Raw genomic sequence first — 14,384 nt, 5'->3', positions numbered from 1 at the left:
CTGTTGATAGCCGCTGTAACGTATGCTCCTGATTTCAAGTCAAGAATTTACAATAGGAACTATTGCGGATAATCATTAATTGTTTTAATGAATAGATCACAAACAGGTCACCAATTAAAATTGAATGATATGGACATACAATTCAGAATAGACAACAGAAACCGGGGTAGTTTTTTCATTGCGCGGGAGGGGCGGCAGGTGGCTGAACTGGATTTCGAGATAAAAGACAACCTGCTGAACGCCTATCATACAGGCGTGCGTCCGGAACTGGAAGGGCAAGGTATTGCCGGAAGATTATTCGATGAGATGGTCAATTACGCGCGGGAGAACGGATACCAGGTAATCCCTTCATGCTCCTATATCCTGGCAAAATTCCGCAGGCACCCTGATGATTACAGCGATATATGGTATCGTGCCGAAGATGAACCCACAGGGGAGGCCTGTGGTATCAAGCCGAAAGAGAAGAATAACTGAAATGTGCCGAATAAAGTAAACTTGAAAAATTGAAGGCGAACATGGGCCATTGAAAAAAGCGAAAAATCCGCCGGAACCTGCATACTTCCCGAAAGGAGGATTGCAATCCGGCGGATAAAAATGACGCATTATTTATTTTGCGTCCCAATAACCCAAAACTATTATCCCTTTGGCTTTTACCTTGTTCATTTTCTGCGCAATTGACACTACGGTCTCCCGGTAAACAAACAATAAACGGGTCTTGTTCACTTAATAATCGAAGGGACGTGTTAAAGGTCAAGTAAAAAGCATTAAGGTGTCAAGAAAAAAGTGCAGGCGGAAGCCCACACTTTTTGTTTTCTAAACCGGCAGCGGTTATATGGAATTGGCAATATGCCAACCCATACACTACAGGAGTGAATCGGGATTCAGGTTATCATGCTCAATATCGAGGAAATACTTGTAAGTGCCCACTTTCAGTTCTGCGCAGGCATCGTAATCGCAAACGATGATTCCTTTTTCATGCAACTGCAAGGCACTGATCGTCCACATCTGGTTGATGGATCCTTCCACGGCGTGATAGAGCGCGCGGGCCTTATGATGTCCGTTGACAAGGATAAGCACTTCCCTGGCATCAAGCACGGTCCCTACTCCTACTGTCAGCGCTGTTTTAGGCACCTTGTTCACATCGTTATCAAAAAATCGGGAATTGGCAATCACCGTATCGGTGGTAAGCGTTTTCACACGTGTACGTGAACTAAGCGAAGAGCCGGGCTCGTTGAATGCGATATGCCCATCGGGGCCGATCCCACCCAGGAAAAGATCAATACCTCCCGCCTCTGTTATGGCCAGTTCATACGCGGCACATTCGGCTTCGGGGTCTTCCGCCATCCCGTCGAGGATATGCACATTCTCTTTTTTAATATCGATATGATGAAAGAAGTTATCCCACATAAAAGTGTGGTAACTTTGCGGGTGCTCCGCCGGTAAACCGATATACTCATCCATATTGAACGTGATCACGTGCTCGAACGACACTCGTCCTGTTTCGTACAATTTGATCAACGCCTTATAGGTCTTCAAGGGTGATGAACCGGTTGGCAATCCCAATTTAAAAGGCTTCTCAGCCGTCGGGTTTGCATTATTGATTTTTGCCGCAATGTAATTGGCTGCCCATTGTGCCATCTGATCGGCATCGGGCTGAATGATAAGTCTCATGTTTGTTTAATTTATGAACAGTTAGATGTGTTATTCGAACCCACTTCTGTAGCGGACATCAGTTTCTGAGCCATGGTCCTGCCCAGATTCCGGGCCTTTTCCACCACATCGCCCAGCATCGCCTGTTTCATAAGCACAGGCTCTGACACCAACTCAAACTCCATGGATTCCGCAAATGCTTCGAATTGCCTGGCTGTAGCGTCGGCCCAGGTAAAACTACCGAAATAACCAAAGAATCGGTCTTTCAGGTTACGGTTTTGCAATGCGGAAACCAGGGCATCCACAGCCGGGTACAACTTATTGTTATAGGTAGGTGATCCGATGATCAACCCTTTATATTTAAACGCGTCACGAAGAATATCCGACTCATGGCTTTTCGACACATTGTGCATCACAATGCTCTTTACCCCGTTTTCAGCAGCCTCGCCCGCAATGATCTCGGCCAATTCTTCAGTGTGGCCATACATGCTTCCATAGGCAATGACCAATCCTTCTTCGGCATCATAACGGCTCAACCGGTCATACAAGGCAATCACATCGGCGATATTTTCGGGAATGGTCCATACGGGACCATGGGTGGAACAAATAGCATTGATCCCAATGTTGGACAATTTCTTCAGGGCTGTTTGCACAGGAGATCCGAACTTACCCACAATATTGGAATAATAGCGGATCATCTCGTCACGATACCTTTCAGGACAAAGCTGCCTGTCTAAGACGCCACCGTCGAGTGTGCCGAAGGTGCCAAAGGCATCAGCGCTAAACAAGGTTCCGGTCTCCCTGACATAGGTCATCATCGTCTCCGGCCAGTGCACCATAGGAGTCATGTAAAACTGGAGCGTACGCTTTCCCAGACTCATCTGATCCAGATCTTTCACTTCAACCACGTTTTCGACTATCCCGTAAAAACCTTTCAGCATTTCAAGGGTTCGCTTGTTCCCTACGATCCGGATATTCGGATATCTGGAGACAAGGAATTCGATGGAACCGGAATGGTCGGGTTCCATATGGTTCACCACGAGGTAATCGATGGGTTTATCACCCAACACCGACCGGATCTTACGCATAAAAAGATCCGAATAGCAAATATCGACGGTATCGATCAGTGCGGTTTTCTCATCCCTGACAATATAGGAGTTATAAGAAACACCTTGCGGCAAGGGCCATAGGCTCTCAAAAAGATGTTTGGTGCGGTCGTTCACACCCACATAAAAAATATCCTCCGTTACTTCAATCGGCTTGTACATATATTTCGTATTCACTAATTTAACTACTAATTACAAATGACAAATTACTAATTACAAATGACAAATTACCAAATCCTGAAAATCATCATATCAACAAATCAACATGTAAATAAAATTACTAATTACCAATTACTAATGACAAATGTCGTTCTTTATTAGTCTCATTGGTATGACTTGTCCCGCTTTAGTTTCACTCAACAAATCGCTAAATCGCGACATCACTTTTTCTTCTTTGGTCTGGGCTGTGCCATTTGCGATTGCTTTGGAGTATCCGCCACCTGGGCGGGTCTCCGCAAGGCGTTCCATATCAGCCACATACCCCAGAGGATAAAGGGAATGCTCAACCATTGGCCTAAGATCAGGCCTGTATTCTCCCGCATGGCAACTTCGGATGGAACCTGTTCGTTTTTGAGAAACTCCACGAAAAAGCGGAACAGGAAAATCAGCAGGATACCTACGCCTGTAATCAATCCTTTGCGGCCTTTGGCATCGGTTTTCCAGTACATATACACGGTGACGGCAAAAACGGCCAGATAGGCCAACCCCTCGTATATCTGCGTGGGATGCGACGGTTGTGAATAAACCGGTTCAGCCCCCTGCATCCATTGGTGGAGATTGGTTACAAACCGGAATCCCCACGGTTGATCGGTCGGACCTCCGTAGATCTCGTGATTCATCAGGTTTCCGAAACGGATCATCGCGGCGGTGAACCCAGTCGGCACCATCACACGATCGAACGTCCACAACATGCTGAGCCTGGTCACCTTCCGGGAATAGAGCCACACGGCGATAATAATTCCGATCACTCCCCCATGGCTGGCCAGCCCTCCTTCCCAAACCTTCAGTATCTCAACGGGATTGGCCAGATAATAAGCCGGCTGATAAAATAAACAATGACCGAGACGGGCTCCTGCGATAATACCGACGATCATATAAAAGAAAAGCGAATCGAACCATTTTTCGGGAAGATCTTCACGTTTGAAGATACGCTGCACCATATACACGGCAACAATCAACCCTATGACCCACAACAGGCCGTACCAACGTATTTCGCGGCCAAAGACGGTAAAAAGCGTGGGGTCTACGTTCCAGGTTACAGTGAGTAATATGTCCATCAGAATTGATATTTTCGACAAAGGTAGTGAACTTTTTCGTTACGCGAGTGCAGAACAAATTTATTTGTTTTGCCGAGTGTAGAAAAAGCCTAATGCAATTGAAAAAGAAGCAAGGCTCTTAGTAAACTAAAAACTAAGAGTGAAAAGTGAAAAATGGATTGGCTCCCATTGGCACATTAGTCCCATTGGCACATTAATCACATTGGCACATTGGCACATTAGACACATTAACTCATACCAATTTCCTGATCCACGCCTCTTTTTCTCCCGGCAAGAGATCCACTACAGGAATTTCAATCATGGTATAAGCGCCGGGTTGCTGTTTCATCGACGCACGCGCTACGGCCACAAGCAGCTGTGCTGTGAGTGCGGGGTTATTGATACGCATATCGAACTTGAACAACTGGTTCTGTGTATTCCCCGAAACGCCTTTGCGTTCCATCAGCACGCCGTGTCCCATATCCTTGAGGGCTTCCACATCCTCCACCTGAAAGACGTGGGTCTCGTCATGGACAAAGTAATCATCGGATTTGATGGCATGTGCTACCGTCTGGAAATCGTGTCCTTCCTCCAGCTCAATATAGACCATGCGGCGATGTACGCCTGTGCCTGTAGGGATAGTCATGGAAAGGGCCGCTTTTACACCATCGATAGCTTTTACGGCCACGGTATGCCCCATACTCATGCCCGGCCCGAAATTGGTATAAGTGATACCTCGCGGTGCCATCGCCTCCATAAGGGTACGGATCACCGAGTCGCTTCCCGGATCCCATCCGGCCGAAATTATGGAAACGGCGTTGTGTTTCTTCGCCACTCCATCGAGCGATTCACGCAATTGTACTATCTGACCGTGGATATCGAAACTATCTACCGTATTGACACCTAACTCCAGACATTCCAACGCAAATTTCTCCACACTTCTGGTAGGGGTACAAAGTATCGCCACATCCACACCTTCGAGTTGCGATATGGAATTCACCACGTTATATTCTTTCAACCCAGCGGGAATATTCGCGGCATCGCGCCGGACAATTCCGGCCACCTCAAGATCGGGGGACGACTGTAACGCCTCCACCACATATTTTCCTATATTTCCGTAGCCTACTACGGCTGCTCTGATCTTTCTTGACATAAAAACAGATATATTTTAGAGGATTCAAAAGTAAGCAAAACAATCCACATACAAAATGCATCTGCGGTATTTTTTTGAGCGGAACGGCAGACTGAACTTCTTTCAATTTCAAGATATCGGATTTGGGGTTTGGGATTTTACTTTCCCTCCTTCCCTCCTTCCCACTTTCCCACCTCATAGTGGACGGCCTACATTCCTTACCGATGCTTTCACTTTCAACTGGGTTTTTAACAGTACATGTTTAGGAGACGTATCATGCTCCAGGATGTTGGAAAACAGTATCTTCACAGCTATTTTGCAAATATCTTCCACCGGTTGCGATATACAAGTAAGCGGAGGCTCTATATAATTAAGGTATGGATTATCGTCAAATGTAAGCAGTGATATATCTTCCGGCACCTTCACCTTCTCCTCTTTAAGCGCTTTTATACATCCCATAGCGATGGTATTGCTAAAGGCAAATATAGCAGTGGGCCTCACTTTTTGCCGGAGCAACAGCTTTGTTTCCAGATATCCGTTCTGTTCACTGAAAGCATCGCCAGTCACCGTATATGAAGTGATACCGGAATTAATCATGGCATCTACAAAACCTCTCACCCGTTGGATATTAGGGGTCGAGTGTCTGACCCCCTGGATACAGGCAATAGAAGTATGACCGTGCTCAATCAGATATTTAGATGCTGAATAGGCACCTTCATAATTGTCCGAAGAAACAAAGGAGAGATCCAGCCCTTCAAAATACCGGTCAATACAGATCAACGGAAGTCCTTTCTCCCGCATCCTCTCGAGATGTCCCCATTCGGCCCCGCAAGGAACAATGATCATTCCATCCAGATTTCTCGATGACAAATGCATTACTTCTGTTTTTTCGTTTTCGATATTGTCATCACTGTCTCCGATAATAGTGATATAATTGTATTTTCTCACCTCTACATTTACCACGCTTGCAATCTCGGCGAAAAAAGGATTTTTTAGAGAGGGAACAATTAGCGCAATCGTTTTACTCTTCCCAGTGCGAAGATTACGCGCGAATTCATTGGGAACATAATTCAATTCCTCCGCTGCAGATTCTATTTTCTGCTGCGTGGCTTTGCTTATCCTGTATTTATCGGCTTTCCCGTTCAAAACCCGCGAGACGGTGGTAATAGAGAATCCCGATTTTTCGGCAATATCAACTATATTCGATTTTTGCTGCATAATCCTATTTTTTTAACAAAGCTAACAGAAATAATGTAAGAAGCAGACATCAACTCGAAAAATAACATGATTTAACTATATAAATTTGCGAAAACGTTTGTTCAAATCAATATTGTGCATATATTTGCAATCAATCCAAATTATAAGGGTGAAAAATCAGATAGATGCCTTGCGTTTTATCCGCATATATAGCAAAGAATTGGGAATTGTTCTGATCGTGTGCGCTCTTTGAATTTTTATATTCCAACTATCTGAAAAACGGTATCAATGAATGCTAATTCATGCCTCTATTAAGTTGAATAATACACGTTAAGACAAATTCCGTTAATGTAATTTATTAATTTCTCTCATTATAGTTCTTTATTAACCCGAAGTAAAGTGTTTTGTTAAAATTATTTTAAAAATATTATGCCTATGGAGATAAAAAACAGATTTGAATACAACCATTCTTTATACGCTACAATTACACGCATATTTTACAAATAACATCGTATATGGATATCCATAAAAATGGATAAACGTCACATCTTTGCTACTCCCATTATTGTCTGTCAAAGTAAACTTTCCGTTGTAGTAGAGATCCTTCAGAATAAAAAAGTCGAACAGTACGGCACATACTGTTCGACTCATAACAATTTAATTTATCATCGTAAAAAATTAAATCATTACAAAGATATGAATAAATACTGTATCACAAAAAAAGAAGCTTTTGATAAAAGCAAACAGACAACAAAGATTCATATAGCAATGACAATCTGCGTATTTTTGAGCATTTCGTCTTCTGAGGTTCTAGGAAATAATTATTATCTATACGGCTCTGTTTCTTTTGAAGCTGTCCAACAGAAAACCGAAATAAGAGGTACAATAATAGACGAAAAAGGTAATCCCGTACCGGGTGTGACAGTTATGGTAAAAGGAACGTCTTTAGGAACTACAACCGACATTGACGGCAACTATATTTTGAATAATATTCCACAAAATGCAATCATTCAATATTCTTTTATAGGAATGAAAAATCAGGAAATAGCCGTTCAAAACAAAGAAAGAATTGATGTAGTAATGGAAGAAGAAACAATCGGATTAAATGAAATTGTCGCAATCGGATATGGTGTCCAGAGAAAAGTCAGTATAACAAACGCAGTGAGTAGTATAAGTTCCCAAAGTCTATCTGAACGTAACTCCACAAATATCACACAGGCACTGCAAGGGAAACTACCCGGATTAACCATAATAGACCGTGGCGGGGCACCTGGAAATGAAAATCTAACAACCCGAATAAGGGGGGTCACCTCCTTAAATGATAATAATCCTTTAGTATTGATAGATGGTATTCCAGGCAGTCTATCCAGGATCAATCCTGCAGATATTGAATCTGTCTCTGTACTTAAGGACGCCGCATCAACAGCAATATATGGGTCAAGGGCAGCCGCAGGTGTAATATTGGTAACAACCAAGGCTCCAAATGACGGGAAACTTTCAATTACCTACAATGGATATTTCGGCATTGCTCGTTCAAATAACAATCCGGAACATATGGAAGCTGTCACTTACATGAAGCAGCAAAACGAAGCTTATATGAATACATATGGATACAAGTTCTATTCTGACGAATATATCCAAAAATGGCCGGAAAACCACGCCAACGATCCGGAACAGTATCCTCTGCCTAACGTTTGGCATAACACTCTATTCAGACTGGCACTCCAACATAGCCACACCCTCACCTTAAGTGGAGGAAGTGAAAGAATTACAAATAGACTCTCATTCAGATATATGAACGAAGAGGGGATACTCCCAAATTACGGATTTAATTTAAGTGAGATGAGGGCAAAGAACGGATTTAAACTAAATGATAAACTAACCTTCGATACAAATATAAATATACGTTTCAGCGAAAGAAAGGCTCCTTATAATGAATGGGAGTCGTACTATAGAATGTGGCAAAACAGTCAATGGGGCGTACCTTATTACAAGGATGGTTCTTATGGGCTTACAGTAGATAGCTACAGTCCACTTATAAATGTATACGAAATGGGAAAAGCCAGTTCTAAAAGGACTTATATTGTAGGAATATTTAAAGCAAATTATGAAATTCTCAACGGGCTAGACATAAGTGCACAATATTCTACACAGCACAACATGGAAATCTGGAATTCTTTTAATAACAAGTACGATTTCGTAGACAAGCTACATCCCGATAGGAGGACATTTAACAATATAAACAGAATGTACGATTACCGGGATAAATCTCAGGAAGAAGGGATAGATTTACATTTAAGCTACAACAAGGCATTCAACAAACATAAAATAAGCGGTATTGCCGGCTATTCGGAAATACACTATTTGCAGAGTTGGGTGCAAGGTTACAGACAGAACTTTTATAACAACCAGTTGCAAGCACTTTCGATGGGAGCAGATGATGCAACCCAGTCGGCAACAGGTGGAAATTCGGAATGGGGATTACGATCTTATTTTGCCCGATTAAATTATGATTTCGATTCCAGATATCTTTTTGAAGCGAATGCCAGATATGATGGTTCTTCAAGGTTTGCCACAGGACATCGTTATGGTTTTTTTCCGTCTTTTTCAATGGGTTGGCGAATTTCAAGTGAAGAATTCTGGAATCCTTTAAAAGACACTGTTGAAGAATTAAAAATCAGAGGATCCTGGGGGGAAGTTGGTAGTCAGCAAGTAGGACTTTATACATTTATGCCGACATATAATCAACAAAACTATCTTTTCAATGAAACATTAGCTACCGGCTTCCGCCAAATCAATCTGGCCAGCAAGGATATTTCATGGGAAACGACAACTCAATTGAATTTCGGACTTGATGGTTACTTATTTAATAATAAATTGAATTTTTCATTCGATTATTACAAGAAACTGACCACTGATATCCTTCTTATGGTACCAATTCCATCCATAATAGGTCTTCAACCAACTAATCAGAATGCTGGTTCTGTTGAAAATAGAGGGTTTGAGTTTTTAGTAGGAGGAAGACAATCTTTTGGAGATTTTGACGTTGAACTAGGGTTTAATGCAAATTACAACAAAAACAAAGTAGTTGACCTTGCCGGTACCGGCCCCCATATCTCTGCCTTTGGGAATAGCGACTATAGGACAATTACGACGGAAGGCTACCCAATTAATTCCTTCTATGGATTTGAGACTGATGGTTTTTTTCAAACCCAGGCAGAAGTTGACAATTATGCAAAGTGGGATGGCTCTGTTGGCCCGGGAGATATCAAATATGTTGACCAGAATGGTGATGGCGAATTAACGCCTGATGATTTCGTAATATTTGGGAGTGAGATACCTGACTGGACTTTCTCTTCTACTATGTCCGTCGGATGGAAAAATCTAAAACTGGATTTATTCTGGCAAGGTGTGGCCGGCTCAGACAAATTAATGACCGGAGCAATATTAGAACATGGTATCTGGGGCGGTTTTACCCATAAAATATGGGAAGATTACTGGACTCCTGAAAATCCAGATGCCAAATATCCCAGGCCAACCAAATACACCATGAAAAATGCACAGATATCAGATTTTTCAATGCTTAACGGTAGTTATCTACGCCTAAAGAATATCAGGCTCTCTTATGATATCCCACGGAGTCTATGTGAGCGAATCAATGTGAGCGGGATCAATGTATATATATCAGCAACAAATTTGTTGACATTTTCAGAACTAAATAAGTACGACATTGATCCGGAAATGGAAGGAAGAGGGCAGGAATCAAGTTTCCCACAAACTTCCGTGACAACATTTGGACTTAATATAAACTTTTAAATCTTAGAAGGATGAAATCTTACAAAATATTATATATCGGTTTTATTACAGTGATATTCATATCTTGTAATAATGACTTGCTAAATACGATTCCCAAAGACAGATTATCCAGTGCACTTTTCTGGCAAACCGAAGAGGATGCAATATATGCTTCAAACGGGATATATTCAATTTTAGGAAATCAATGGCGATACGCATCAATGGATGCATATGCGGATATAGCACATTACATTTTACAATGGAGGGCTGAATCGGAAGTCGAGAAACATACTTTCGACGCCAGTAACAACGTAATTGCCAGTGAATGGAGTTATTACTACACAATAGTGCAAGCTTCAAATTCCTTTCTGGAGAATATTGATTTAATAGCGGAAATGAATGACGAACTGAGAGTGCGTTTAAAAGCAGAGGCAAAAACATTACGGGCTTTTGCTTATATAAATCTAATTATGCTTTATGGAGACGTCCCTTTGGTAACGAATACATTGAGTGTAGAAGAAGCAAAATCAGTACCCCGGACTTCAAAAGACATTATTTGGGATTTTATTTCGGAAGAATTGACTTCGTCGGCAGCAGATTTACCGGCAATACAGGAAGATAAGGGAAGAGTAACAAAAGGAGTTGCTCTTGGCCTAAAAGCCAGGGCAATGCTGTATGCTGAAAGATATGCTGAAGCTCAATCCGCAGCGAAAGCCGTGATGGATCTGGGAGTGCACCAAATCAATAATTCGTATGCAGCATTGTTTGACTATGCAGGAAAGAATTCTTCTGAAATAATGTTTGCAAGGCAATATGCAAAAGATCTCAATCCTCATTCCATATTTGCTTTTTTTACTCCCAACAGCTTATATACACAACAATGCCAGGTAGTACCCACAAAACCATTGGTTGATGCATATACGATGAAACCGACAGGGCTTCCCATAGATAATCCTGCGAGCGGATTTGATCAGGCCAATCCCTATAACAACAGGGATCCCCGCTTGTATCACACCATATATACAAGTGGGGATATATTGCCTAATGGCAGGGTTTTAAACACTTTGCCCAGTAATGGAAGTGGCGATGATATAACGATATCAGCCGAGAATGTGACGCCTACAGGATGGTATTTCAAAAAGTATGTAAGTGATGCAGACTATGCTAATCCCTGGAATTGTGGACTCAACTTAATTTATTTGAGATATGCGGAAGTCCTGCTAACCTATGCCGAAGCCAGCATAGAACTTGGAGGAGCTGCAATCAATCAGTCCGTACTGGATGCGTTGAATGAAATAAGGAGCAGGGACGATGTGGGTATGCCTGACATCACGACACTCAATCAAGACGAATTAAGGGAAATAGTAAGAAAGGAAAGAATGGTTGAACTGGCAATGGAGGGATTGCGTTTATTTGATATCAGGAGATGGAAAACAGGTGAAATGGTTATTCCGGGTACAATTAAGGGTATGACATATGAACAGCCGAATAATCCGGGAACTTTCGTGACTGTAGAGCTCACCGGTTATGTCAAAGAATTCAGACCGGATAAGCATTACCTTTGGCCTATCCCGTTTAGAGAATTGGATTTAAACGATAATCTCACTCAGAATCCCGGATTTTAAATAAGATATTTCAAAACATATTAATTAAAAACATAAGTTATGAAGAACATCTTTACAATTACCATAATGTGGTTCGCGCTTATGGTTACATTATCCTGCAATGCTAGCGATTCAGAAAAAAAAGAATTCACTCTTTCCAAAAGTGAACTTCTAAACAAGATCAAAGGCGGTTGGGCCGGGCAGGTGATCGGCTGTACATATGGTGGGCCGACAGAGTTTCAATGGAACGGCACAATGATTGATGACCATGTTCCCATCCCATGGGACGATACCCGGATGTTATGGTATTATGAAAATTCACCGGGTTTATACGACGATGTATATATGGATTTGACTTTTGTGGATGTTTTTGAAAAGCACGGCCTTGATGCTCCTGACTCCTTACACGCACTCGCTTTTGCCCACGCCGAATATCCTCTTTGGCATGCCAATCAGGCTGCACGCTATAATATACTTAACGGTATTATGCCTCCCGCTTCCGGGCATTGGAAAAACAATCCTCACGCTGATGACATCGATTTTCAGATTGAAGCTGACTTTGCGGGGTTAATGTCTCCCGGCATGGCAAACTCTGCCGCTGCCATTTGTGACCGGATTGGCCGCATCATGAACTACGGGGATGGGCTGTATGGAGGTATCTATGTTGCGGCAATGTATTCCTTGGCTTTCGTTCACAATGACATTGAATTTATAGTGGAAGAGGCCTTGAAAACTATTCCGGCCGAAAGCCAGTTTTATCAATGTATTGCAGACGTAATCAAATGGTACAAGAACAATCCCGATGACTGGAAATCGGCTTGGTTTGAAGCGCAGAAAAAATGGACGCATGATAAAGGATGTCCCGACGGGGTTTTTGTGCCGTTCAATATCGATGCAAAGATCAATGCGGCATATATTGTAATCGGACTGCTTTACGGTAAGGGCGACTATGGTGCAACAATAGATATAAGCACCAGATGTGGCTATGATTCGGATTGTAACCCGGCCAATGCTGCCGGAATTCTGGGAACAATGATAGGATATGATAATATCCCCGATTACTGGATACAGGGTATTGAGAAAGTGGAGGATATGAATTTCCGGTATACAGAAATGTCCCTTAACAAAGTCTATGATATAGGATTCCGTCATGCTGCCGAAATGATCAAAAGAAACGGAGGCATTGAGAATGACGATTCATTTATTATTCGGTACCAGATTCCCCAAACAGTTGCTCTGGAAATAGGTTTTGAAGGGATCTATCCTACTGAAAGGAAAGATATAAGTACCCGGTTAACTGAGCAAAACAATGAAGTTTCGTTTGGCATAAAAGGTTGTGGTTTTGTTCTTACCGGATACGCCGCAGCGACAAGCAATCAAAAAGACAAGGTGTTAGAAGCGGATATTTATATCGATAACAATTTCATAGAAACCATAAAAATGCCCACCTCTTCTCTTATTCGCAAGCATGAGGTTGCATGGAATTACGATCTCCCTGAAGGGGAGCATACTATAACATTAAAACAAAAAAATATACCCGAAAGCCATTATATACATATCAGAGATATTATCGTATATTCCGGAAATAATCCGGGAAAACCCATATATTTTTAATCTATAATGTATGAGTAAAATAGTATTGATCGGTAATTCTATAATTGAGAACGACGAACTCTAGAAATATACAATTATGACCGAAAACAAATTTTATGTAGTAATTCTTTTATTCCTGATCGCTTTGTCCGGCTGCACAACTAAAGACCGGAGTACACAAACCGCTTCAGAAGCACAGGAGATTATCTTTGAAACGGATATCGGCAACGATGTGGATGATGCCTTGGCACTGGATATGCTCTATAAATACATGGATGCAGGAGACATAAACTTATTAGGGATTATGATCAACAAAGAAGGTATATATCCCCCTGAATATACGGACATTATGAATACCTGGTATGGTTACCCTGAAATTCCTGTTGGTATCATACACAATGGTGCGGACTGCGAGAATGATGCTGCCAATTATGCCAAATGTGTATCCCTGATGAACAAAGAGAACGGGGAGCCGATATTTCACCGTTCCCTCAAAGACTATTCAACTCTACCGGAAGCGCATATTCTGTATCGTGAACTATTGGCTAAACAACCCGATAATTCCGTTACAATTATCTCTGTAGGTTTCTCTACCAATCTGGCCCGTTTATTGGATACTCCCGGAGATGATTTTTCATCACTGACAGGAAAAGAGTTGGTTGCAAAGAAAGTGAAGTTATTATGCACCATGGCAGGATGCTTCAATAATCCGGATCTATATGAGTACAACATCGTGAAAGATATTCCAGCCGCAAAAAAGGTCTTTGCCGAATGGCCGACACGTGTGGTAACTTCTCCCTTTGAAGTGGGAATTGCGATCAACTATCCGGGCGCCAGCATTGAAAATGATTTCGGATGGGCACCGGTACACCCGATGGTAGAGGCTTATAAATGTTATCTGGAAATGCCTTATGACCGTCCTACCTGGGATCTGACTTCAGTATTATATTCAGTGGTAAGGTCCCTCTTATTTCAATATTTCTCCTGCAGGTAAGATTGATGTGACGGATAAAGGAGCTACTACTTTTACAGCCGATGAGAAAGGTGATCG

Annotated in this window: 11 protein-coding genes; 5 read left to right on the top strand and 6 right to left on the bottom strand. The window is 42.0% G+C overall.

Features of this window, described 5'->3' with window-relative positions:
- The first annotated feature begins 129 nt into the window (after positions 1–129).
- The gene (locus D7D25_RS09290) at positions 130–474 is read left to right on the top strand and encodes a GNAT family N-acetyltransferase (RefSeq protein WP_122968683.1); all 345 of its coding nucleotides are present in this window, start codon (positions 130–132) and stop codon (positions 472–474) included.
- A gap of 387 nt (positions 475–861) precedes the next feature.
- Here D7D25_RS09290 and nagB read toward each other — a convergent pair whose 3' ends face one another.
- From nagB to D7D25_RS18005, 6 genes are all read right to left on the bottom strand, one after another.
- Positions 862–1,671: a glucosamine-6-phosphate deaminase gene (gene nagB / locus D7D25_RS09285; protein ID WP_122968682.1), complete on the bottom strand. Its 810-nt coding sequence runs from the start codon at positions 1,669–1,671 to the stop codon at positions 862–864.
- A gap of 11 nt (positions 1,672–1,682) precedes the next feature.
- Positions 1,683–2,918 (bottom strand): FprA family A-type flavoprotein, encoded by a 1,236-nt coding sequence (locus tag D7D25_RS09280; protein WP_122968681.1) that lies wholly within the window; start codon positions 2,916–2,918, stop codon positions 1,683–1,685.
- Between the two features lie 218 nt (positions 2,919–3,136).
- Positions 3,137–4,027: a prolipoprotein diacylglyceryl transferase gene (gene lgt, locus D7D25_RS09275; RefSeq protein WP_122968693.1), complete on the bottom strand. Its 891-nt coding sequence runs from the start codon at positions 4,025–4,027 to the stop codon at positions 3,137–3,139.
- Between the two features lie 238 nt (positions 4,028–4,265).
- Entirely contained in the window at positions 4,266–5,165 is a 900-nt protein-coding gene (locus tag D7D25_RS09270) for a diaminopimelate dehydrogenase (protein ID WP_122968680.1), read from the bottom strand.
- A 174-nt stretch (positions 5,166–5,339) separates the two neighbouring features.
- The gene (locus D7D25_RS09265) at positions 5,340–6,362 is read right to left on the bottom strand and encodes a LacI family DNA-binding transcriptional regulator (RefSeq protein WP_122968679.1); all 1,023 of its coding nucleotides are present in this window, start codon (positions 6,360–6,362) and stop codon (positions 5,340–5,342) included.
- 450 nt (positions 6,363–6,812) lie between these two features.
- Positions 6,813–6,992 (bottom strand): hypothetical protein, encoded by a 180-nt coding sequence (locus D7D25_RS18005; protein WP_158602586.1) that lies wholly within the window; start codon positions 6,990–6,992, stop codon positions 6,813–6,815.
- Positions 6,993–7,037: 45 nt separating this feature from the next.
- Here D7D25_RS18005 and D7D25_RS09260 point away from each other — a divergent pair, with 45 nt between their 5' ends.
- The 4 genes from D7D25_RS09260 (at position 7,038) to D7D25_RS09245 (ending at position 14,327) form a co-directional block, all read left to right on the top strand.
- Positions 7,038–10,157, top strand: coding sequence for a TonB-dependent receptor (locus tag D7D25_RS09260; protein WP_158602585.1), 3,120 nt, complete (start codon positions 7,038–7,040; stop codon positions 10,155–10,157).
- An 11-nt stretch (positions 10,158–10,168) separates the two neighbouring features.
- Positions 10,169–11,761 (top strand): RagB/SusD family nutrient uptake outer membrane protein, encoded by a 1,593-nt coding sequence (locus D7D25_RS09255; RefSeq protein WP_122968677.1) that lies wholly within the window; start codon positions 10,169–10,171, stop codon positions 11,759–11,761.
- 39 nt (positions 11,762–11,800) lie between these two features.
- Positions 11,801–13,354 carry an ADP-ribosylglycohydrolase family protein gene (locus tag D7D25_RS09250; RefSeq protein WP_122968676.1) on the top strand — a complete coding sequence of 518 codons (1,554 nt, stop codon included), beginning with the start codon at positions 11,801–11,803 and terminating at the stop codon, positions 13,352–13,354.
- 76 nt (positions 13,355–13,430) lie between these two features.
- A complete protein-coding gene (locus D7D25_RS09245) occupies positions 13,431–14,327 on the top strand; it encodes a nucleoside hydrolase (RefSeq protein WP_255417251.1) in 897 nt (298 codons plus the stop codon).
- Positions 14,328–14,384 lie beyond the last annotated feature (57 nt).

The organism is Proteiniphilum sp. X52 (genome assembly GCF_003712195.1).
Taxonomy (GTDB): Bacteria; Bacteroidota; Bacteroidia; order Bacteroidales; family Dysgonomonadaceae; genus Proteiniphilum.
The sequence above is the reverse complement of the archived record's forward strand: the minus strand, read 5'-3'. Positions and strand labels throughout refer to the sequence as shown.